The sequence below is a fragment of the Psychromonas sp. B3M02 genome (assembly GCF_003318165.1).
GTDB lineage: Bacteria > Pseudomonadota > Gammaproteobacteria > Enterobacterales > Psychromonadaceae > Psychromonas.
Map to the genome: position 1 here is coordinate 1 of NZ_QOCB01000128.1, position 23,678 is coordinate 23,678.

Genomic DNA, 23,678 nt, shown 5'->3' on the forward strand with positions numbered 1-23,678 from the left:
TGTTGTTATGTGACCAAGATTGTCAAAGAAGACGTTAAAATATAAGCGCTTGTGATAGCGTATTTACATAGTGCTGATTAGATAGAGCAAAAAACAAGAACATTAGAAAATCACTTTCCTAATTACAATTTATGCTTGGCGGCCATAGCGCTGTGGTACCACCTGATCCCATGCCGAACTCAGAAGTGAAACGCAGCTGCGCCGATGATAGTGTGGGGTCTCCCCATGTGAAAGTAGGTCATCGCCAAGCGCCTCATTTAAAATAGCCCCACTGGTTAGTTCCGGTGGGGCTTTTTTAATTGTGTTGATTTATGCTGGCCTACGCAGAAAGTAGGGCGAGTTTACCGACAGGTAAGGGTCACGAGCGGAGGAGCTCTGCGACGACTTTCCATCGCCAAGCGCCTCATTAAACGAACCCTGTTGACTCACGTTGACAGGGTTTTTTTATGTCTGCTGATTTATGGAGACCTACTTGAACATGGGATAAACAAAGCAGCGACGCAGTCGCTTTCCTTTAGTGTGACAGTAGGGGGAATATCGCGACAGCGATGGGGCATGAGCAATGTTCACCCATCGCCAAGCGCCTAACAACGATAAACCCCAGTCTTCGAAAGAAGGCTGGTTTTTTTTCGTTATTGGCTGTGGGTTTATGCCGACTTGAGCATGGGATAAATAAGTGCCACGTAGTGGCCAACCTTATGTGTGATAGCTAGGGGTGAATTATAGCAATCCTTTTAATTAAGTGGTCAGTTTCATCCAGTCTCTACGGCACATTTTCATTACTCTATTTTTATCACCAATAAAGTCATTCCAAGTATTACAGACAGTTTCTACTATTGTGTTATATCCTTTCAAACGTTTACTCGCTAAATGATGTTGGCGTAACCAACTCCAGACTTGTTCAATTTGATTCAACTCTGGGGAATATGGTGGGATCTTTATGACGGTAACATTATTGAACTCTGTCTTGAGATCATCTGTATGCCACCCCGCTGCATCATGACTTCTTTATTAACATAAGCCATCACTAAGGCTTCTGAGAATACAGACTGAGCCAAATAGATAAGCATACTCAAAATCTTTTTGTATAACCTGAGATTGTTTAGGGTACTTAGATCGAGAAGTTATCCATGAAAAACCAAGCTTATTCAATAATTTGTAAACGATTGCCAAGTGATAATCAAAACCAAACTCTGTTTGAATAAAAGTCTGTATATCAGTGCCTATTAATCGCCCGCCTGCGTCGCTTTTAGCTTGGTTAGAAACGTAATCTTTAAGTTTGTTATGTTATTGCTCAGATAGTCTAAAAGGTCTACCTGTTGTTATCTTATCATTCAATGCATCAACTCCACCTTGATGATACTGAGTGATCCATTTATTAACACTTGTTCTGCTTACTTTTAAGCACTGTGCAATTTGATAGCGAGAATGACCTTCGTAAAAATGTGCTAAGGCTAAAAGTCGGATTCTCATACGAGTACTTTTCTGTCTTTTAGCTAATAAACTGAAATCAGGGGTTTCCATAATCATTAAATAACATTAAGTGATGAGAGCAATAGTTATATTCGTTCATATAATTAAGCGGATTGGTATAACTGCATGGTTTTACAAATCTTTAATAGATCTTGATTTTATATTTTTATCTCGTTGTATTTTTTACATTACTAAATGAGTAGATATTAAAAGTAATAGGTACTAGTCTGTATTTATATATATTGATTATCGTTTAAATGAAATCCTTTATCTTGGAAATATAACCATGAACTTCTATATTAAATTAAGCCTGTGTTGTTCTTTTATTGTATCTACATTGAGTTTTGCAGATACAAACATAAATTTTGATATCGATGAGAATGGTTTATATGAGGATCAAGAACGGAAGGCATTATTAAACTATCTCCAGCAGCAATACCCAGAACTATCTGCTAACTACGATACAAATGATGATGGTGGTGTTTCAATATTGGAACAGACTGATGGGCGCTTACCTTTATCATTACGTATCTCTAGAGATGAAGTGACCAGTAATGAAGAAAAAGTGTCATGGGCTTTAAATCTCTTTCCTGAATGGATCATGACAGCTTATTTTCAAGATGATGTAGAGGTGGGTGAAGTAGACAGTCATAGTGCAAGAGGTAATAGTGTTCGTAACGCAACACAATCAACAACTAGTTTACGACCTGAAAAAGAAACTGAATATGGTGGTATTGAATTTAAAGAAAATTCTGGTGAGTTTCTAACCATGAGCGGACAGCGTGAAGCTCGATGGGCTTATCGTTGGACTATTTTTACATTTCGTATTGATGCTGAGTCGGGTGATGATGATACAACTGTGATGGTTGATATAAACCAAGGTAATGCCTCTAACAAATCTTCTCCTAAAATTTGGTATAACAAAACCACTGGACTAAATATCCAATTCCTTGGGCGAAACGAGAATGGATTGGATAAACGATTAATGACAACTAAAACGGCAGTGGTTGCTGATGGAGAAACTTGGAATGTTGTTGTTACTGGTATTCGCTATGGGCAAATGTTTGCTTCTGTGAATGGAGTTATCCTTTCTACCGAGTCAACTCAACCTGAACGTTATGCTAATTCAGAAATTGGAAATGATACTTCATCTTACATAGGGGATGATAGTGATGGAAATATGGCTTGGGCATACGATACTTTAGCTTTTGGTTTAACTGAACCAACCGAAGCAATGGTAAGAAAAATGACAGGGTGGGCTGCGCACCGTTTAGACGATGGTAATAGCGCAATTATTTTACCCAACAGCCATATTTACAAATCAAATAACCCAGTCATGGATAAAGAAGACTTTCCTACTCGTTATATTCACGATAATGAACAATGGACTGCATGGGGAACAAGTATTAATAGTACTGACGTTAAGGTAAATGGAGGTGGTTCTCCAGTGGAAGTTGAAGGGTTTGAACGTGTTTTTTATGATGATTTTAGAAATGATCGTGTAAAAGCCAGTTATAGTGGTGAATCAGACCTTTGGTCTGCGCCTGGTTTTAATACAGCTGTTGGTGCTTCAGCGACCTTAATTGCTCCCAACGATACAACGAATGTTTATGAATTCGATGAATCTGAACAAAAGCAGTCTCTCTCTTTATTAAAAGTTAATGACAGATGGAAAGCTGCGGCTTTTTATAGTGTTAATGACTTGGGTTATGGTTATACATGGGAAGGACCAAAAATATTTCGTATTCGAATGATGTTCCCCGAAGTTGCTCAAGCAGACTTAGCTGGCGGATTATTCCCTGCTTTTTGGTCATATGACCCTGACTTTTTATTCTGGCGAACCGCTAATAGAATTGAAGTGGATTGGTTTGAATTTGATGGTAAGAATGGCACCTGGTTAAATGGGCTGGCCTCTCATTATCATTATGCTGCCGTGGATAATATTTTTGCTAAAAGTGCAGAAAGCTATAAGAGTTATAAAGCCTATAGTGGTCAAATGACAGAAGCAAAAAGTAAAATTGCAGGTGGTATGGAGTTTTGGGATGGTGAATACCATACTTGGGAATTTGTTGTTGATGATGATATTACTTATATCAATGTGACTATACAAGATAGCGATGGCAATGATCAATGGGTTGAAGTAGGCAGAGTTTCGACACCACCAACTTATCTTGAAAGGTTAGACTTACAATTAGACTATGCACTAAGGTCATCGGATGGAGAGCCGAGTTCAGACCGTGAAGATTTTACTATTGATTCTATCGAGGTTTTACAAAAAACCCGTAATATCATGGAGCTCCCAGATATATTTAGTAGTAGACCAGTTATTACTGGCGATAAAACAGAAGGAAGCACTATTACCTGTCAGGCAAATATAGTAGACATTACCGATATACGTTATTACTGGTTTGCGAATGCCTACCCATTAACTTACACTGCAAGCAATGAATACCAAATTACAGCAGATGATGTCGGTAAGAATATGAGATGTATGGTAAAGGCTGTTGGCGCATTAGACAGTCCGGAAGCTTGGACAGAGTCTGTTCGAATTCCTGCTGTTCAAACTCCTATCGCACCGGGTGAGATCAAGTTACAAAAGTCAATTTAAGCAATAACTTGTCCTTATAAGGCAGCAGATAAATGTTGCCTTGTTCTTTTATTCCTATGTTTGATATTTGTTATGCAGAGCCCCTAAATTAGTTGTTCTATTTTAGGGGTAAATTAACCCGCTAATTTTAATTATTGAAACAATTACTTATCTAATACCAATCATACTAATTAACTGATCTACTTTACTTGTTAAAATAACTTATTTCTTCGTTGTAAATTTAGCAAAGGGAACAGCCATTAAGGAATGAATATCTTTTCGTTCACTCTCCGACAGATGATTAACGAAGTTAATCATCGATAGGCTCTATTCACGCCTTAAACTGAGTCATTTTTTCTCCGCAAAATTTAGAGCTCTTATTTAATATAATTGGTATAAAACCACTCTCAAACTAATTCTATCTTCCTATATTAAAAGGCTCCTTATTACATTTTTATTGCTCTATTTTGTTTTTATGGTGTTCATATACCTGTCACATAATCGCAGTAATATCTTCACGAATTTATCAAAATAATTAAATAAATTAAAATTAATGTAAATAAAATCAGTGGTTTAGTTTATTTGTTTTTTAAAGTTTAATGTTAGGAGTTTTTGTATGAAACGAGTTCTTAGTTTAGTGGCTGCTTCTGTATTATCTATTAATACTGCTTCTGCTGCATTTTCATTGGATAGTCGTTATACAGATAATGATAATGATTTAGTGGCAGATATCCCTACCGATAAATCTAAATTAAAAGACCCAAGTACGTTAATATTTGCTTATACTCCGGTTGAAGACCCTGCGGTTTATGCTGATGTTTGGTCTGGTTTTTTAGAACATATGGAGAAAGTGACTGGTAAAAAAGTAAGATTTTTCCCCGTTCAATCCAACGCAGCACAAATAGAAGCTATGCGTGCTGGTCGTTTACATGTTGCTGGTTTTAACACTGGCTCTAACCCATTAGCGGTTGCTTGTGCTGGTTTCCGTCCCTTTACTATGATGGCAGCAAAAGATGGCTCTTTTGGTTATGAGATGGAAATTATCACTTATCCAAATTCAGGCATTGATACTCCAAGTGATATTAAAGGCAATAAATTAGCCTTTACTTCACAAACTTCTAATTCAGGTTTTAAAGCACCTTCTGCTATTTTAAAAGCAGATTTCGATTTAATTGCTGATCGTGATTTTGAACCTGTTTTTTCAGGCAAACATGATAACTCTATTCTAGGCGTTGCGCATAAAGATTATCCTGCAGCGGCAGTGGCTAACTCTGTATTGAAACGAATGATTTCTCGCGATGTTATCAACCAGTCGCAAATCAAATCTATCTATAAATCTCAGACTTTCCCTACTACGGGTTATGGTGTTGCAAATAACTTAACTCCTGAGTTACAAGCAAAAATTAAAGAAGCCTTTTTCACTTTTAATTGGGAAGGTAGCAAGCTGCAAAAAGAGTTTAGTAAAGAAGGACAATTCTTACCTATTACTTTCAAAAGCGAGTGGGAAGTTATTCGCAAAATCGATACAGCAAACGGTGTATCTTACACCTGTCAATAGGAAAGCTTGTGCTTAAAATTGAACACTTAAAAAAACAATATAAAAAAGGCCCCTTGGTATTAAACGATATTAATCTTGAAATTCCAGAGGGGCAGATTGTAGGGCTTATTGGACCAAGTGGCGCTGGTAAGTCGACCTTAATTCGCTGCATTAATCGTTTGATTAAGCCCTCTTCGGGGAGTATCTCCTTAGATGGCACAAACCTTAGTGAGGCATCTCCTAAAAAGATTCGTCAGCAAAGACGCTACATTGGCATGATTTTCCAAGAATATGCATTAGTTGAAAGATTAAGTGTGATGGAAAACGTACTGTCGGGGCGTCTTGGTTATTTGTCTTTTTGGCAATCCTTTACCCGCCGTTACCCGCAAAAAGATATTGATAATGCATTCGATTATTTACAACGCGTTGGTTTGATTGATCATGCTAATAAACGTGCGGATGAATTATCGGGAGGGCAGCGTCAACGGGTAGGTATTGCGCGAGCGTTAGCACAAGATCCTCGTTTATTATTAGTGGACGAACCAACAGCGAGCTTAGATCCTAAAACTTCACGTCAGATCATGCGCTTGATCCAGTCTATTTGTCGTGAAAAAGGTTTACCTGCGATTATTAATATCCACGATGTGCCATTAGCGATGCAGTTTGTTGACCGAATCATTGGTTTACAAGGTGGTGATATCGTATTCGATGGTCAGGCAAGTGAGTTAAATGAACAGGTATTAACTCGCATTTATGGTGATGAAGATTGGCAACCTGCAGATGAGCAACAAGATAAAGGGGATGATTGATGCGTCACTGGGAAAGGCCACATTATATTGTTGCCAGTAAGTTTTGGCGCTTATCACTTTGGTTGTTGTTTTTTGTTTATCTAGTGATAGGTATTGGTAGTATCGATGTTAACTGGACACGAGTCTATGAAGGCTTAGAAAGGGGATCGAACTTTTTATCAGCCTTTTTACATCCAGACTTTATCACTCGATCTAATGATATTTATGCTGGAATATTAGAGAGTTTAACGATTACCGTTACCTCAACGGTTGCTGGGATATTGTTATCAATACCATTTGGTATTGGGGCTGCTCGTAATATATCAATTAAGCCTATTTACTTATTTTGTCGTGCTTTCATTGCAGTATCCCGCTCAATGCAAGAGGTGATTGTTGCTATTTTCCTCGTTGCGCTATTTGGTTTTGGTGCTTTTGCTGGGTTTTTAACATTAACCTACGCAACCATTGGCTTTTTGGGGAAATTACTTGCCGAAGAGATTGAAGGGATTGACCGTAAACAATTAGAGGCGATCAAATCTACAGGCGCTTCATGGTTACAAAGCATCCATATGGCTATTTGGCCACAGGTTATGCCACGTATGGTTGGCTTATCTTTTTATCGTTTTGATATTAACTTTCGAGAATCTGCGGTGATTGGGATTGTTGGAGCAGGTGGTATTGGGGCTACATTAAATACAGCCATTGATCGCTATGAGTATGATTCAGCAGGTGCAATTCTATTGTTGATTATCATTATAGTGATGATTTGCGAATACCTTTCAGGGTGGATTAGAAAATGGATCAGTTAACACAACATACATTATGGCAGTCGAATATTCGACGCAAAAACTGGCTTGTATGGGGTACTTGTTTTGTCTTAGCATTGTTAACCGTTTATTGCTGGTCAATCATGAATAAAGATACTATTTGGGAGTTTGTTTATGATGCGCCAGAACAAGGGGCAGATTTGGTTAGTCGCATGTTCCCACCTGATTGGTTTTATATTAATAAGCTGTATAAAGCGTTATGGGATACCATTAATATTGCTACCTTAGGGACTTTATTAGGGTTAATCATAGCTTTACCTGTGGCATTTTTAGCGGCGCGCAATACCACACCCTCGGTATTATTTGTTAGACCTATAGCCTTATTTATTATTGCGGCATCACGCTCTATTAACTCGCTAATCTGGGCGCTGTTATTAGTTATGATATTAGGCCCTGGCATTCTTGCTGGAGTATTAGCGATAGGGTTAAGGTCAGTTGGTTTTATTGCCAAACTCTTTTATGAAAGTATTGAAGAGATCAATGCCACTAGTGTGGAAGCGATTGAGTCTACTGGTGCCTCACGCTTTCAAGTGATTAACTACGCGATTATTCCGCAAGTGTTACCGGCTTTCTTAGGGGTAATTATTTTCAGATGGGATATTAATATTCGAGAATCAACGATTCTAGGGTTAGTGGGAGCAGGCGGTATTGGTCTATTCCTCTCATCATCTTTAAATGTATTAGCTTGGCCACAGGTAACGTTAATTATAGTGGTTATACTCGCCACTGTGATTGTGTCTGAGTTTTTATCTGCCAAGGTAAGGGCATTATTAATTGGTTAACTAATTAGCCGCCTAGTTTATTTATTTCATATCCATGACGACTAGACGGCTTTTTCACTTCTTACATCCACTTTTCAATTTTTCAGATTACTGTTTATTTTCTTCTGTTATTGGTTTTTATTAGTCATATTGGATAGAAATTTTATGTCATAAAAATGTAATGAAGTCAGTAGTTGAAAGGGGTTAATAAGTTATTGTGATTTGTATTTTCTGTTAAATGTTACGTTTTGTAACCAGTCAAATTACCTGTAATAAAATTACAAGTTTAAGAATTCAGTGAAAATAAAGAGATCTACATCACTCTAATTAATTGTAATCGGATTTATTGCATAATTTAATGAGACATACGTCTCTTTTGTGATATTTTCCCCGCATGCTAAACGTGATTAAAATCACTGTTTTTAGTGCGTGAATTTTTATATTTACAATTTGTAACAATAGTACACCCAATTTAAGTGACTTATGTATCAAAAGTAGGGCAGTTGCCGAGCTTTTAGTGATCATCTTCACAGCAATTGTGTGGCTATTCTATATTTCTTTTTATGTGCTAAATTAATTGTATCAAACCTAAATACCGCAGTTTTAACGGACTGTTAATTAACATTATTAATAACAAAATGAACGGGGAAATGAAATGATATCATCCGAAGCTAAAATCAGAGTACAGAACTTTGGTAGGTTCCTATCAAATATGGTTATGCCAAACATTGGTGCGTTTATCGCGTGGGGTTTTATTACTGCACTCTTTATTCCTACAGGTTGGTTCCCTAATGAGCAATTGTCTCAATTAGTAGGTCCAATGATTAAGTTCCTACTTCCTTTATTAATTGGTTATACAGGTGGTAAATTAATCGGTGGTGATCGTGGTGCGGTTGTTGGTGCTATCACTACAATGGGTGTTATCGTTGGTACTGAAATTCCAATGTTCCTAGGTGCGATGATTGTTGGTCCTCTAGGTGGTTACGCAATTAGCAAATTCGATAAAGCGGTTCACGGTAAAGTGAAAAGCGGTTTTGAAATGCTAGTAAACAACTTCTCTTCAGGTATTATCGGTATGATCTTAGCGATCATCTCTTACTACTTGATTGGTCCAGCTGTAAACGTTCTTTCTGAAGGTCTAGCTGCAGGCGTTAACTTCCTAGTTGAAGCAGGTCTATTACCACTGACTTCAATCTTCGTTGAACCAGCTAAAATCCTATTCTTAAACAATGCGATTAACCACGGTATCTTCTCGCCACTTGGTATTCAGCAGTCTACAGAACTAGGTCAATCAATCTTCTTCCTTATCGAAGCAAACCCAGGTCCTGGTCTAGGTCTATTACTTGCTTACATGGTATTTGGTAAAGGTACTGCTAAACAAACTGCAAGTGGTGCATCTATCATTCACTTCTTCGGTGGTATCCATGAGATTTACTTCCCATACGTGTTAATGAACCCACGTTTAATCCTTGCTGTTATCGCAGGTGGTATGACTGGTGTATTCACGCTAACACTATTCAATGCGGGTCTATTATCTCCAGCATCTCCAGGTTCTATCTTCGCAATCTTACTATTAACACCTAAAGCATCGCTAATTGGTGTTGTGTTATCAGTAGTTGCATCTGCCGCTGTATCTTTCCTTGTTGCTTCAGTATTAATGAAAACACAAAAAGATTTAGGTGAAGATGAAGGTGATAAACTTGCTGAAGCTTCTAACCAAATGAAAAACATGAAAAACGCTCCAGCAGCTGCTGCACAAGGCGGTGCTGACGTTGACATGGGTAAAGTAAACAAAATTATTGTTGCTTGTGATGCAGGTATGGGTTCTAGTGCAATGGGCGCAAGCTTATTAGCGAAGAAAGTTAAATCTGCAGGTCTAGATATTAGTGTAACTAACTGTGCGATTAACAACCTGCCAGGTGATGTTGATATCGTTATTACACATAAAGACTTAACGCCTCGTGCAATTAAGCATGCTGGTCAAGCTAAGCACTTATCACTAACTAACTTCTTAGACAGCACGTTATATGATGGATTAGTATCTGAAATCATCGCGTCATCTGATACGCCTGTTGCTGCACCTGCTGCTGCGCCAGTTGTTGAAGAAGCGTCTACAGAGAAGCCAGTGTTTGAGCTAACAGCTGAAAACATCCACCTTGGCCTTAAAGCTGAAAACAAAGAGCAAGCTATCCAGTTCGCCGGTGAGCAACTAGTTAAACTAGGTTATGCAGAACCAGCTTACATCGAAGGTATGTTTGAGCGTGAAAAATTAGTTACAACTTACCTAGGTGAATCAATTGCGGTTCCACACGGTACAATTGAAGCTAAAGAAAGCGTAATCAAAACGGGTATCGTTGTATGTCAATACTCTGAAGGTGTACTGTTCGGTGATGACGAAGATGACATTGCTAAACTAGTTATCGGTATCGCGGCTAAAAATGATGAGCACATTAGTGTTATCACAACCATCACTAATGCATTAGATGATGAAGAAGCTATCGAAACATTGATCAATAGTAATGATGTTCAAAAAGTATTAAGTATATTAAGTTAGTCAGCTCTGGCTTAAATTAAAACGCTGGTCTTTACCGGCGTTTTTTCGTTAAATATTCTTAAAAAGAAGGAAAAAACAATGAAATCAATTCATTTTGGCGCGGGTAACATTGGTCGTGGCTTTATTGGCAAACTATTAGCAGATGCAGGAATCAAAGTAACATTTGCAGATGTTGATGAGAAAGTGATCAACTTACTAAACTCATTGAATACATACAATGTGAAAGTAGTAGGCGCAGAATGTAAAACAGAAGTTGTTTCAGGCGTAAACGCAATCAACTCTACTAGCGATGACCTAGTAGGCTTAATTAGCGAAACAGACCTTATCACAACAGCGGTAGGTCCAAACGTATTAGTTATTATTGCAAGCAAGTTAGCAGAAGGCCTAGCGATGCGTTTTGAAGCAAACAATGAAGCATTCTTAAATATCATTGCTTGTGAAAATATGATTCGTGGTACTAGCTTCTTAAAAGCTGAAGTATTCAAACATTTAGATGAAAAATATCATGCACAAGCAGAACGTTTAGTTGGTTTTGTTGATTCAGCGGTAGACCGTATTGTCCCACCTTCAGAATCAGATGATCCGCTAGAAGTGACAGTAGAAAGCTTCAGTGAGTGGATTGTTGATGAACAACAGTTCCGTGGTGAAGTTCCTGTGATTGAAGGTATGCAAAAAACTGACAATCTAATGGCATTTATTGAGCGTAAATTATTTACCTTAAATACTGGTCATATCATGACTGCATACTTAGGTGCATTAGCTGATTACGCAACAGTAAAAGATGCGATTGATGACGAAGCTATCTGTGCGCAAGTTAAACAAGCGATGCAAGAAAGTGGTGAAGTACTGATCAACCGTTACGGTTTTGAGCGCGAAGCACATAACGCTTACATTGAAAAAATCATTGGTCGTTTTGCTAACCCATTCTTACATGATGAAATTGACCGCGTAGGTCGTCAACCAATCCGTAAGTTAGGTGAGAACGATCGTCTAGTTAAACCGCTATTAGGCACCATTGAGTACGCGACAGCGAATGATATGTTGTTAAAAGGTATTGCTGCTGCATTTAAATATACAAACAGCGATGACCCACAAGCAATCGAGCTACAAGCGTCTCTGCAAGAGATTGGATTCTTAGCAACATTGTCTAAATACACTGGTTTAGCAGAAGATAGTGCTGAAGCAATCAAGATTGAGAAGCTATTTCTAGCAATGGCTTAATAAAACAGTTATGTGGGGCAATTGTCCCACATAACCCTAATTAGCTGAGCTTATGTCGAAACAACTACAAGAAAATGAAATACTAGAATGTTTAAATGAAAGTGCGACAGCTCGCGGCTTTTTTATCTCTACTGTTGATATTTTTGAACAGCTTATACAAGCATTAATTGAACGTATTTTTTTAAAAGATGATTTTGCTGTGCAATCTGTTGTTGGCCCATTATTAACTAATTCTGGTCCACTTGGTGAGTTATCAGTTCGTTTAAAGTTATTATTCGGGTTAGGGGCGATCCCCCATCTTGTTTATCAAGATATAGAGAGCCTTATTAAGCTGAAAAACTTACTGAGTAACGATAGCGCTGATTACCATTTTACTGATGCCCCTATCGCAGAAGCGATTAAGTCATTACATCTATCTAAAAACATGAATCTAGCGATTTTTGATGCAGTCAAAGCAACGCAAGATGATATAGATTTAATCTTTCATAAAATGCAATTAGAGAGACAACAACAGGTGATTAAATCCTCCTTAGCGTTGGAAATTATCTCGCTTTGTGAAAACTTAAATAAAGAAAGCCCGTTTTAAACGAAGATCATAGTATTTCTTATCTGATAGTAAAAAGCCCCTAATAACTAAGTTATTAGGGGCTTTTTTATAACTTAATTAAGTATTAAGTTATAGTTGGTCTTTATAGGATGTAACGTGTTAAATCTTCATCCTGAACCACTTCATCAAGCATATTGGCAACGTAGGCTTCATCAATCGTAATCGACTCTCCTGAACGCTCTGTGGCTTCATATGAAAGTTCATCCATAATATGTTCCATCAAGGTATGTAAACGACGTGCACCGATGTTTTCAGTGGTCTCATTTACTTGCCATGCAGATTTAGCAATCTTGTTAATGCCGCTTTCAGTAAAGTTGATGCTAACCCCTTCTGTTGCAAGTAACGCCTGGTATTGCTCACTCAGTGATGCTTTTGGCTCTGTTAGGATACGCGCTAAATCTTCTTCACGTAGCGCTTCTAACTCAACACGAATAGGTAGACGACCTTGTAACTCAGGGATCAAGTCAGAAGGTTTAGCTACTTGGAACGCACCAGAAGCGATAAATAACATATGGTCAGTTTTCACCATACCGTGTTTAGTTTGTACTGTTGAGCCTTCAATTAATGGTAATAAGTCACGTTGTACACCTTCACGTGATACATCTGGTCCAGATGACTCACCACGTTTACAGATTTTATCGATCTCATCGATGAAGATGATACCGTTATTTTCTGCAGCGTAGATCGCTTTCTCTTTTAAGTCTTCTTGGTTAAGCAGTTTTGATGCTTCAGATTCAACTAAGGCTTTTAACGCATCTTTAATTTTCATCATGCGTTTCTTAGACTCACCTTTGTTACCTAGGTTTTGGAACATACCTTGTAGCTGGTTAGTCATCTCTTCCATACCAGGAGGAGCCATAATCTCAACACCAATTTGTGGTGCAGGCACATCAATCTCTACTTCTTTATCGTCTAATTTCCCTTCACGTAATTTTTTACGAAAAGATTGTCTAGCTGGACCTTCTTCAGCAACTTCAGAGCTATTTACGTCCCATTCTGTTGCTGTTTTAGCTGGTGGAATAAGAATATCTAATATGCGATCTTCTGCTAAGTCTTCCGCTTTAGCTGTTACTTTTGCTAATTCTTGCTCTTTAGTGATTTTGATTGCAGCTTCAACAAGATCTTTAACGATACTTTCTACTTCTTTACCAACGTAACCAACTTCCGTAAATTTAGTCGCTTCTACCTTGATAAAAGGGGCATTAGCCAGTTTTGCTAAACGGCGAGCAATCTCAGTTTTACCCACCCCTGTTGGACCGATCATCAAAATGTTTTTAGGCGTTACTTCATGACGAATATCTTCGCTCAATTGCATACGGCGCCAGCGATTACGTAATGCGATAGCGACTGCACGTTTTGCTTTACTTTGGCCAATGATGTGGCGATCCAATTCCTGCGCGATTTGTTGTGGAGTCATATTGTTAGTCATCATAAATCCTATTTTGTAGTAGCTACGTCGGTATCTGTATCAATACATTCGATAGTTTGGTTTGAATTGGTAAATACACAAATGTTACCGGCAATTGTTAATGATTTTTCAACAATATCTTGTGCAGATAATTCAGTATTTTCTAGTAAAGCCATTGCAGCTGATTGTGCAAAGTTACCGCCAGAGCCAATGGCAATTAAGTCATTTTCAGGTCTTACTACATCACCGTTACCAGTAATAATGTAAGAGTGCTTTTTATCAGCCACCGCCAGTAATGCTTCTAATTTCCTTAGCATACGATCCGTTCGCCAGTCTTTTGCTAGTTCAACCGCTGCGCGTTCTAAGTTACCTTGGTGAGCTTGTAGTTTTGCTTCAAAGCGCTCTAATAGAGTGAAGGCGTCCGCAGTACCGCCAGCAAAGCCAGCAATGACTTGATTGTTGTACAGGCGGTGTACTTTACGTGCATTACCTTTCATTACCGTGTTACCAAGTGATACCTGACCATCACCACCGATAACCACTTGATTACCGCGACGTACAGAAACAATAGTAGTCATATTGATACCTTTTGTTGTTTATTAAATAAATGAAGATGCCATTTTTGCAGGCTTGATATCTATAAGGTGGGGCAGATTTTATTGAATTCAAGGGAAATAGATAAAGAAAAGGAGAACCTAAGTTCTCCTTTTTTGATGTTTAACGCCAAAACCAGATTTGGCAGCCATTAATTTTTGCGCGCTGTAATTGGTGACGTTGTTTTTCAGCCAGACGTTTACGCTCGTATGGCCCTAAAATAACGCGGTACCAGTTACCAGTTTTTTTCACTATGCTGTTTAAACCTTGGAAAGCAATTTTGGCTTTCAGCGACTCAGCATCACTCTGATTTCTGAATGAACCACATTGCATTTGATAAGGTCGAGTTGGTTTTTCTTCAACCGGAATATCAACCTTCACTTCTTTGGTTTTTAAAATATCAACATAGTCCCACTTAGGTTGTGGCATCTCCGGCAGTGTTTCTTCGGTTTTTGCCGTACTTTTAGTGGTCTGTTTTTGTACAACGGGTGGTTTATCAACCGCAAATACAAAGTAGCTAATAAACGCGATCAATAAAATGGCAATAAAGCAGGCAATATAAGGAAACCCTTGTTTAGTTTGCTTACGCGTATTACCTCTTTTAGTTGCGCCCCGTTTAGCGGGTTTTCTACGTGTGACTCTTGGCATTTTTACATGCGTTCCAATGTGTTAATGCCTAATAATGCGAGGCCTTGTTGTAAGGTTTTTGCTGTTAACCCTGCTAGTTTTAAACGGCTTTGTTTTTGTGTTTCGTTTTCGGCGATTAGAATCGGGCAAGCTTCGTAAAAACTTGAGAATAAACCTGCTAATTCAAATAAGTAAGCACATAGGTAATGCGGCATACCTTGTTTACCTACTTGATTAATGATTTCATTAAATTGCATTAATTTATTAGCGAGGTCTTTCTCTTTTTCTTCAGTGAACGTCACGTCAGCGGTAATACTATCAATCGCGATACCTGCTTTATTAAAGATGCTCGCGACACGCGTGTAAGCATATAGTAGGTACGGTGCTGTATTACCTTCAAAACTCAACATGCTATCGAAACTAAAGGTGTAATCACTGGTACGGTTTTTAGAAAGGTCGGCATACTTAACCGATGAAATACCCACTACAGAGGCAATATGACGTAACTCTTGCTCTGCCATATCTTGGTTTTTCTCTTTCACTAACTCGTAAGCACGTTCTTCAGCTTCTGTTAATAAATCAGCTAATTTAGGTGTTGAACCCGCACGTGTTTTGAATGGTTTGCCATCTTCTCCCATTACTGTACCAAAAGGCATATGTTCAAGAGAAGTGCCCACTTTTACAAAGTCAGCTAAACGAGCAACTTCAAATACTTGTTGGAAGTGTAAACCTTGACGTGCATCTACAAAATATAATACGCGATCAGCATTTAACGCTGATTGACGGTAACGGATAGCGGCTAAGTCAGAAGTGGCGTATAAGAAACCACCATCTTTTTTCTTGATAATAACTGGTAATGGTTCCCCTTCTTTATTCTTAAAGTTATCTAGGAAAACACATTTTGCACCTTGGCTTTCTTGCAATAAACCTTTGCTATCTAAATCTGCTACGACTTGTGCTAGGTCATCGTTATAAGCACTTTCACCACGAACATCATCTAAACCTAAGCTCACACCCATGCGCTCGTAGGCTTCTTGACAGTGAGAAATACTGATCTCTTTAAACTCTTTCCATAGTGCTAAACATTCCGAGTCACCGCTTTGCAACGCAACCACTAGGTCACGTGCACGATTAGCAAACTCTTCTGATTCGTCAAAACGACCTTTAGCTGCACGGTAGAATACTTCCAGATTGGCTAGATTTTTGTTGATCTCTTCACCCTTAGCACGTAACTCTTCCATGTAAGCGAGCAACATACCAAACTGCGTTCCCCAGTCTCCTACATGGTTTTGACGAACCACTTTATGTCCTTGAAATTCTAAGGTACGGGTTACTGAGTCACCGATGATGGTTGAACGTAAATGACCAACATGCATCTCTTTTGCTAAGTTAGGTGAAGAGTAATCGATGACCACCGTTTGTGGTGTTTCTGTTAATTCAACGTTTAAACGTGAATCAGAAAACGCGCTATCTATTTGTTTTTCTAAATAGTTAGGGTTGATGAAAAAATTGATAAAACCAGGGCCAGCGATTTCAGTTTTAATCACTAACTCAGAAGCGGGTAAGTTTTTTACTATTAACTCAGCTAATGCACGTGGGTTTTGTTTAGCTGGTTTTGCTAGCATCAATGCAAGGTTGTTAGCAAAGTCACCGTGTGATTTGTCTTTAGTGCGATCAATAGCGATACGAGGTTGAACATCGGCAGGTAAAAGTTGTTGCGCTTGTAAAGAAGCCACTGCTTGTTCAAGTAGGTTTTGGATTAATGCTTTCATGTATAACTCACTAATTGATTCGGACAAATAAAGTAGTGAGATTCTACCGTTTATCTAAGGTGAAGACTAGGAAGTTAATTCAGTTCAACACCTTAAAAGTTAAAATAATGATTAAATTTACAACGCTTTTAAATATATTCAAACTCATGGCTGGCCATCACTACCTGATACAGCATCTCTTCTTCTTGTGACGTTAATCCTTCTAATGCACTTTCTGCTTCAGGTGTACTGCTATTGATAGCGGCAGCTTGCATCGCATCAATGAGTTGCATATCTAATTGAATGGCTAGCGTGACAACATCTTCTAAGGCTAATTCAGGTTGAAACTTAAGTTCTTTACAGCGCTGTGGGAAGCTTTGGTCGAATATGTCTTCTAACCAGGCATTTAATAAACTCAATGGCGCTTGTTGAACATATTGGTGTAGGTGGCAGTATGAGAGTTGTTCTTTATTTTTCATATATTCTAGTAAGAGCTTTACCTTTTCATCGTTGGCTTCAAGGCTTAACCTTTGGTAAAGCTCGGCTAATGCTTTATGACAATCTTCAATGTATAGTAAAAAATCTTTGATCAGTTTCACGCGCATAACAACCTCCTGAATTTTACTCCTTGTGCTGTTCAAAAAACAAACAGAACTTGCTTATCATAGCGAGTTTTAAGGATTAAGCGAGAAGTTATATTGGATATGTGATGTGTTATGCTTTTTATAAACAGGGTAAGTAACTAAAAGGTTTTCTTAACTAAAGAAAACCTTATCAATCTAGATATGTTGGTATTTTTTGCTGATGGAAATTAAATGACTTCTAAACGGGCATAAGTCGTCATTAACCATTTGCTACCCACACCCATAAAGTGTACTTGTAAACGGCTGTTCTCTCCGCTGCCTTCTTGCGCGGTGATAGTTCCTTCACCAAACTTAGCATGTCTTACTTGTTGGCCTAACTTAAAGCCTTGAATATCTTGTGTTATAGAGAGTTTAGGTTGTTGGACTTTAGGCTCAGCTCGACGTACTTGAGTTTTCATACGCACATAATCTACATTTTCATCGGGTAACTCACTAATGAAACGTGATGGAGCATGAAACTTCTCTTGTCCGTATAAACGTCTACTTTCAGCATGGCACAAAGTTAATTTAATCATAGCGCGCGTCAAACCGACGTAACATAGGCGGCGTTCTTCTGCCATACGTGTTTCATCGGTTGCTGATTGTTGGCCTGGGAACATACCTTCTTCAACACCAACAATAAATACCTGTGGGAACTCTAAACCTTTGGCTGCGTGCATCGTCATTAATTGCACAGCATCTTCAAACTCATCAGCTTGGTTGTCGCCTGACTCTAAGGCTGCATAAGCAAGGAAGGCAGTAAGTTCTTCCATTTCTTGCTCTTCTTCAGGAATAACAAAAGCTTTAGTAGCAGAAACGAGCTCTTGTAAATTCTCAATTCGGCTACGTGATTTTTCCCCTTTTTCAGCCTCAAACATCGCCACTAAACCAGAATGTTGAGTGACGTGATCCACTATTTGGAACAACGGTAATTCTGATGTTTCTTCTTTAAAACGATTTATTAAGGTTAAGAAACCGTTTAATGATGATTTTGCAGCGGCGCTGAGTAAGTTATTTTCTATTAAGTGCTGACTCGCCTGCCATAGTGTATAACCTTGCTCACGAGCACAAATTCGTATTTTATCTAAGCTGGTATTACCAATTTTTCGCTTTGGTTTGTTAACAATACGTTCGAAGGCGGCATCATCTTGATGGTTATTCATTAAACGTAAGTAAGCAATGCTGTCTTTAATTTCTAAACGGTCAAAGAAGCGTTGTCCGCCATAGATATGGTAAGGGATCTGCTGCGCCATTAACTGTTCTTCAAATAAGCGAGATTGTGCATTACTGCGGTATAAAATCGCACATTCACTTAACTTATTACCAGCGTTTTTCCAGGTTTGTAGTTGGCTCGTCACATAACGTACTTCATCGTAGTCATTAAACGCACTGTAAATGGAAATGGGTTCACCATCTTCACCGCTGGTCCAAAGTTCTTTACCTAATCGATCACTGTTATTTTGGATCAACTGGTTAGAGGCTTTTAGAATATGACCCGTTGAACGGTAATTTTGCTCTAAACGAATGGTAACCGGTGAATTTTTCTCTTTTAAGAAACGTTGGATGTTTTCAATATCAGCGCCACGCCAGCCATAGATAGACTGATCATCATCACCAACAATGGTTAAGTAATTACCATTGTCTGTTAATAGCGTTAACCAAGCATATTGTAATTTATTGGTATCTTGGAATTCGTCTACTAATACATGCTGAAAGCGTTGTTGGTAATGTAATAACAGGGCTGAGTTATGTAACAATAATTCATGTGCGCGTAATAATAGCTCTGCAAAATCTACTAATCCTGCTAAGTCACAGGCAGCTTCATAGGCTTGATAAACCTGTAAACGTTGTTTCTCTTGTAAACTAAACCCAGGGTCGATGTGTTTCGCGCGTAAACCTTCATCTTTTTTATCGTTGATGTACCACTGTAGCTCTTTAGGTGGGTAGTACTTTTCATCAAGATCTAGGCTTTTTATGATACGTTTGATCATCTTTTGCTGATCGTCACTATCAATAATTTGAAAGTGCTCTGGTAATTTTGCTTCTTGATAATGCAAGCGTAATAAACGATGTGCTATTCCGTGGAAGGTGCCGATCCACATACTACCAATCTGTTGTGGGCAAATATCAGCGATACGTCCACGCATCTCTTTGGCTGCTTTGTTGGTAAAGGTTACCGCTAAAATGCCGTAAGTTGGAATCTGGTTTACTTGCATTAACCAAGCGATTCTATGGGTTAATACTCGTGTTTTACCACTGCCTGCGCCTGCTAATACCAGCATGTTTTGTTCTGGTGCAGAAACCGCTGCGCGTTGATGATCATTTAAACCATCGATTAGGTAAGATACGTCCATAGAAAAGCCTGTTTATTTATTCAGTAGATAAGAACTATACCGAAACATAGATTAAATGTGAATGATCTATGTTTCGGCGTATATGTTGTGTGTCTTTATAACAACTTGAGGAGATCTTGGAGATCAGTCATTTCGATAGTCGGTAGCAGTTTTGCTCCATTTAGGGCAGACCCTTGAGGATTAAACCAAACCGCTTGAGCATCGTGCTGTTGCGCACCAAATACGTCACTATTTAGGTGATCACCAACATGTAATAAGTCGCTGATCTGAATACCTAATTGATCCGCAGCTTGTTGAAACAAGGCAATATCAGGTTTGCTTTTAAAACCATTACCCGCTTTTAAAACAAACTGGAATTTATCCTGTAGCCCTATTTTTTCAACATCAACATTGCCGTTGGTGATGGCTACTACAGGGTAGTGCTTAGCAAGTTGTTGTAATAGTTCGATGCTTTGATTCGGTACATTAACTTCACTGCGTAATGCTATGAAGATTTGTAATGCTGTTTCTGAGTAAGTAATAGCATGAACAGGTGCGATACCATGTACTATCATCACTCGTTGAATCGCAGCTCTTCGCCATGCAGTGACATCGTGCTTTAAGCTTGGATCTTCTTTAACCATTAATGCTTTATATAGATTCCATCTTCTTTCATCTAGCTCAGCTAACTTTTCATAGGTGTTGTTAAGGTAGGCTAAAAATTGTTGTTCTGCTTTTTTGATGACCGGTTCGTTGTCATACAAAGTATCATCAAGGTCGAAGCTAATCGCTTTAAATGGACGGAGTGTTTTATAAAATATCATCGGTTATCCCATCTTATTTTTTACGTTTAGCGCGTGGGTGTGCTTTATCGTAAACTTCTGCTAAATGTTGAAAGTCTAAATGTGTATAAATTTGAGTGGTCGCCAAGTCAGCATGCCCTAATAGAGTTTGTACTGCTCTTAAATTGCCGCTCGACTCTAACATGTGCGTTGCAAAGGAGTGACGTAGCTTATGTGGATTCACATGGCTAGGTAAGGATTGCTCTAATCCCCATTTTTCCATACGCATCTGCACACTACGAGTAGAAATTCGCTTTTTCTGTTTTGATAAAAACAGTGCTTGCTCACCCGGCTCTGCAAAGTCGGGTCTGACTTTTAACCATAATTGCATGGTTTCAATGGCAGCTTTAGTGATCGGTAATAGTCTTTGTTTGCTGCCTTTACCGGTGACCACGATCTCTTTAGCGGAGAGCTTAATATCACCTAAATTGATATTCACTAATTCACTTAAGCGTAAACCCGATGAATACATCAACTCCATCATACAATGATCGCGTAGAGTGAGTGGATCATCGCCATCAATATCTAATAGCTGATCCATATCATCTACGCTGATATTTTTAGGTAAAGGTTTATCTAACTTAGGCGCAGAAACGCCTTTGGCAGGGTTAAAGGTCAATAGACTGTTCTTTACCATATATTCAAGGAAAGAGCGTAAGGCAGAGAGTTTGGTTGCGATCGAGCGCGCTTTAATGCCGTTTTGGTTTAACTGTTTGGCTAATAGACGTACTTGGTGTGTATCTAAAACTTGCCAGCTTTTTATCTGTTGTTCGGTTAATAGATCGATAAATTCATTAAGATGGCGTTGATAGTTATTTATGGTGACCGGGCTTAATCCGCGTTGACTGGCAATGTGAGTTAAAAAGCGTTGTACGTCAGGTAATAATGGATTCATAGTAAACCCTAGGTTGAAGAAAAGTGCAGTATTGCTACTGCACTTGAGCAAAGGTTATATTTGAATTTGTCCATCAAATACAAAGTCTGCAGGACCGCTCATGCGAACGCTTTGGCCTGGTTGCCAGAAAAAGCGTAACTCGCCACCTGGTAACTCGATGCGACAATGTGTATCTAGTTTATTTTGTAATTGACCGACAACGGCAGCTGCACATGCGCCAGTACCGCAGGCTAGTGTCTCACCTACACCACGTTCCCAAACGCGTAATTTAGCAAACCCACGGTCAACCACTTGCATAAAGCCAACGTTTACCTTGTTCGGGAAACGTTCATGTACTTCTAGTAGTGGGCCTAAGGTTTCCACGGGCGCCGTATCAATATCATCAACTAATACCACGCAGTGCGGATTCCCCATAGACACAACACCACATAATACTGTGTGATCAGCAACGCGAAGAATGTAAGTCTTTTCCTCTTTTTGCGCTTCAAAAGGCACTTTAGCTGGTTCTAAAATAGGTTTCCCCATATCCACAATGATGTTGCCATCTTGCTCTATTTTGAGCTGAATTTTACCCTTTGCGGTACTCACGTTAATGACACGCTTTTGAGTTAACCCTTTTAACTTTACAAAGCGTGCAAAACAGCGTGCGCCGTTACCACATTGTTCAACTTCACTGCCGTCCGCATTAAAAATACGGTAATGGAAGTCTAAGTCTGGATCATAGGGAGGCTCAACCATTAACAGCTGGTCAAAACCAATACCAAAGTTACGGTCTGCTAGCTTAGCGATCGTTTCTTTAGATAAAAATACATTCTGCGTAACATTGTTAATGACCATAAAGTCATTACCCAAGCCATGCATTTTAGAAAACTCAATATTCATTATTTACCTTCAAAATAGGGGCATTACTCACCCCTAATGTATTGGGTCAATCTTTCACTAAGGTAAAACGTGCTCACCGCGCCATAAATCGATATGTTTTTCACGTTGGCGAACAACAAAGGCTTTATCACCATCAACCATGATTTCAGCAGGGCGACAACGAGAGTTATAGTTTGAACTCATTGTTGAGCCGTAAGCGCCTGCACTACGTACCGCCAAGTAATCACCTTCAGCAATGGCAAGTGAACGTTCTTTACCTAAGAAGTCACCTGTTTCACAAATTGGACCTACGATATCGTAAACACGTGTTGGACGTTTTTCAGGATCATCAAGTTTGTTATTTGTCGGAATGATATTTTGCCATGCACTGTATAGCGCAGGACGGATCAAATCATTCATTGCAGCATCAACAATAGCAAAGTTTTTGTAGTCATTAAGTTTTAAGAATTCAACTTTTGTGACCAAAATACCTGCATTAGCCATGATTGCACGACCTGGTTCAAAGATAAGTTTTAACTGGCGACCATTCATACGAGCGATTAATGCTTGCATGTATTGTGCTGGATCTGGAGGTGTTTCACCGTTGTATGGTACACCTAAGCCGCCACCTAAATCTAAATGCTTAATGTTGATACCTTGTGTTGCTAGGTCATCAATCAGCATGAGCAGTTTATCTAAGGCTTCAATGAAAGGTTCAATCTCAGTTAATTGAGATCCAATGTGGCAATCCACACCTTTCACTTCTAAAAATGGTAGTTCATTAGCTAGGCCAAATACGGTTAACGCTTGCTCTATCTCGATACCGAATTTGTTTTCTTTTAAACCAGTCGAAATATAAGGATGTGTACCAGCATCAATATTAGGGTTAATACGAATAGAGATAGGTGCTTTAGTTTTTAAGCAACCCGCTACTTCATTGATACGGTATAACTCTGAGATCGACTCAACATTGAAACAGTAGATACCTGCTTGCAGTGCCGTAGAGATTTCAATTTCTGTTTTACCAACACCAGAGAAAACCACTTTTTTAGGGTCGCCACCGGCTTGAATAACACGTAGTAGCTCACCAACAGATACAATATCAAAGCCTGATCCTAAGCGAGCCATTAGGTTTAATACACCTAAGTTTGAGTTCGCTTTTACGGCATAACAGATTAGGTGAGGGTGATCGCCCGCTGCTTGATCAAAGGCATTCCAATGACGTTCAATAGTCGCACGAGAATAAACGTATGCAGGCGTTCCAGATTTTTTGATGATATCTTCAATTGCAGTATCTTCTACTAATAGACGGCCATCGCTATGGTAATTAAAATGATCCAATGTTAAATCCTTTTTTGTTCAGTTTGTTATCACTGCCTTTGAGCATAC

At 38.8% G+C, this 23,678-nt stretch carries 18 protein-coding genes, 1 rRNA gene and 1 pseudogene; 9 read left to right on the top strand and 11 right to left on the bottom strand.

What is annotated here, in order from left to right:
* Nucleotides 1–134 precede the first annotated feature (134 nt).
* A 5S ribosomal RNA gene (gene rrf, locus DS885_RS14130) occupies nucleotides 135–250 on the top strand.
* Between the two features lie 488 nt (nucleotides 251–738).
* On the opposite strand, the pseudogene DS885_RS14135 reads toward rrf, so the two are convergent.
* A pseudogene (locus DS885_RS14135) lies at nucleotides 739–1,524 on the bottom strand (helix-turn-helix domain-containing protein).
* A gap of 235 nt (nucleotides 1,525–1,759) precedes the next feature.
* Between DS885_RS14135 and DS885_RS14140 the strand changes: the two are divergent.
* The 8 genes from DS885_RS14140 to DS885_RS14175 all read left to right on the top strand — a co-directional run bounded on the left by DS885_RS14140 (nucleotide 1,760) and on the right by DS885_RS14175 (nucleotide 12,334).
* Nucleotides 1,760–4,081, top strand: coding sequence for a hypothetical protein (locus DS885_RS14140; protein ID WP_113820066.1), 2,322 nt, complete (start codon nucleotides 1,760–1,762; stop codon nucleotides 4,079–4,081).
* 595 nt (nucleotides 4,082–4,676) lie between these two features.
* On the top strand, nucleotides 4,677–5,618 hold the full coding sequence (gene phnD, locus DS885_RS14145) for a phosphate/phosphite/phosphonate ABC transporter substrate-binding protein (RefSeq protein ID WP_113820067.1): 942 nt from the start codon (nucleotides 4,677–4,679) through the stop codon (nucleotides 5,616–5,618).
* Between the two features lie 8 nt (nucleotides 5,619–5,626).
* Nucleotides 5,627–6,406, top strand: a complete 780-nt coding sequence (gene phnC / locus DS885_RS14150) for a phosphonate ABC transporter ATP-binding protein (protein WP_113820068.1) — start codon at nucleotides 5,627–5,629, stop codon at nucleotides 6,404–6,406.
* Nucleotides 6,406–7,194, top strand: a complete 789-nt coding sequence (gene phnE, locus DS885_RS14155) for a phosphonate ABC transporter, permease protein PhnE (RefSeq protein ID WP_113820069.1) — start codon at nucleotides 6,406–6,408, stop codon at nucleotides 7,192–7,194. Before phnC ends, phnE (DS885_RS14155) begins: the two co-directional genes overlap by 1 nt.
* Nucleotides 7,182–7,994: a phosphonate ABC transporter, permease protein PhnE gene (phnE, locus tag DS885_RS14160; RefSeq protein ID WP_113820070.1), complete on the top strand. Its 813-nt coding sequence runs from the start codon at nucleotides 7,182–7,184 to the stop codon at nucleotides 7,992–7,994. Before phnE (DS885_RS14155) ends, phnE (DS885_RS14160) begins: the two co-directional genes overlap by 13 nt.
* A 634-nt stretch (nucleotides 7,995–8,628) precedes the next feature.
* Complete coding sequence (locus DS885_RS14165) at nucleotides 8,629–10,527, top strand: PTS mannitol transporter subunit IICBA (RefSeq protein WP_113820071.1); 1,899 nt, start codon at nucleotides 8,629–8,631, stop codon at nucleotides 10,525–10,527.
* Between the two features lie 78 nt (nucleotides 10,528–10,605).
* Nucleotides 10,606–11,748, top strand: coding sequence for a mannitol-1-phosphate 5-dehydrogenase (locus DS885_RS14170; RefSeq protein ID WP_113820072.1), 1,143 nt, complete (start codon nucleotides 10,606–10,608; stop codon nucleotides 11,746–11,748).
* Nucleotides 11,749–11,800: 52 nt separating this feature from the next.
* Nucleotides 11,801–12,334 carry an MltR family transcriptional regulator gene (locus DS885_RS14175; RefSeq protein WP_113820073.1) on the top strand — a complete coding sequence of 178 codons (534 nt, stop codon included), beginning with the start codon at nucleotides 11,801–11,803 and terminating at the stop codon, nucleotides 12,332–12,334.
* 103 nt (nucleotides 12,335–12,437) lie between these two features.
* Here DS885_RS14175 and hslU read toward each other — a convergent pair whose 3' ends face one another.
* The 10 genes from hslU to lysA all read right to left on the bottom strand — a co-directional run bounded on the left by hslU (nucleotide 12,438) and on the right by lysA (nucleotide 23,630).
* Nucleotides 12,438–13,784 (bottom strand): ATP-dependent protease ATPase subunit HslU, encoded by a 1,347-nt coding sequence (gene hslU, locus DS885_RS14180; RefSeq protein ID WP_181817774.1) that lies wholly within the window; start codon nucleotides 13,782–13,784, stop codon nucleotides 12,438–12,440.
* A gap of 8 nt (nucleotides 13,785–13,792) precedes the next feature.
* Complete coding sequence (gene hslV / locus DS885_RS14185; RefSeq protein ID WP_113820075.1) at nucleotides 13,793–14,341, bottom strand: ATP-dependent protease subunit HslV; 549 nt, start codon at nucleotides 14,339–14,341, stop codon at nucleotides 13,793–13,795.
* A 139-nt stretch (nucleotides 14,342–14,480) separates the two neighbouring features.
* Complete coding sequence (locus tag DS885_RS14190; RefSeq protein WP_113820076.1) at nucleotides 14,481–15,005, bottom strand: SPOR domain-containing protein; 525 nt, start codon at nucleotides 15,003–15,005, stop codon at nucleotides 14,481–14,483.
* A 2-nt stretch (nucleotides 15,006–15,007) separates the two neighbouring features.
* Nucleotides 15,008–16,756, bottom strand: coding sequence for an arginine--tRNA ligase (gene argS / locus DS885_RS14195; protein WP_113820077.1), 1,749 nt, complete (start codon nucleotides 16,754–16,756; stop codon nucleotides 15,008–15,010).
* Between the two features lie 128 nt (nucleotides 16,757–16,884).
* Complete coding sequence (locus DS885_RS14200) at nucleotides 16,885–17,340, bottom strand: hypothetical protein (protein WP_113820078.1); 456 nt, start codon at nucleotides 17,338–17,340, stop codon at nucleotides 16,885–16,887.
* Between the two features lie 206 nt (nucleotides 17,341–17,546).
* A complete protein-coding gene (gene uvrD, locus DS885_RS14205; RefSeq protein WP_113820079.1) occupies nucleotides 17,547–19,712 on the bottom strand; it encodes a DNA helicase II in 2,166 nt (721 codons plus the stop codon).
* A gap of 95 nt (nucleotides 19,713–19,807) precedes the next feature.
* Nucleotides 19,808–20,515: an HAD-IA family hydrolase gene (locus tag DS885_RS14210; RefSeq protein ID WP_113820080.1), complete on the bottom strand. Its 708-nt coding sequence runs from the start codon at nucleotides 20,513–20,515 to the stop codon at nucleotides 19,808–19,810.
* 13 nt (nucleotides 20,516–20,528) lie between these two features.
* On the bottom strand, nucleotides 20,529–21,428 hold the full coding sequence (xerC, locus tag DS885_RS14215; RefSeq protein WP_113820081.1) for a tyrosine recombinase XerC: 900 nt from the start codon (nucleotides 21,426–21,428) through the stop codon (nucleotides 20,529–20,531).
* 54 nt (nucleotides 21,429–21,482) lie between these two features.
* Nucleotides 21,483–22,310, bottom strand: coding sequence for a diaminopimelate epimerase (gene dapF, locus DS885_RS14220; RefSeq protein WP_113820082.1), 828 nt, complete (start codon nucleotides 22,308–22,310; stop codon nucleotides 21,483–21,485).
* Between the two features lie 57 nt (nucleotides 22,311–22,367).
* Nucleotides 22,368–23,630 (bottom strand): diaminopimelate decarboxylase, encoded by a 1,263-nt coding sequence (lysA, locus tag DS885_RS14225; protein WP_113820083.1) that lies wholly within the window; start codon nucleotides 23,628–23,630, stop codon nucleotides 22,368–22,370.
* Nucleotides 23,631–23,678: the final 48 nt, after the last annotated feature.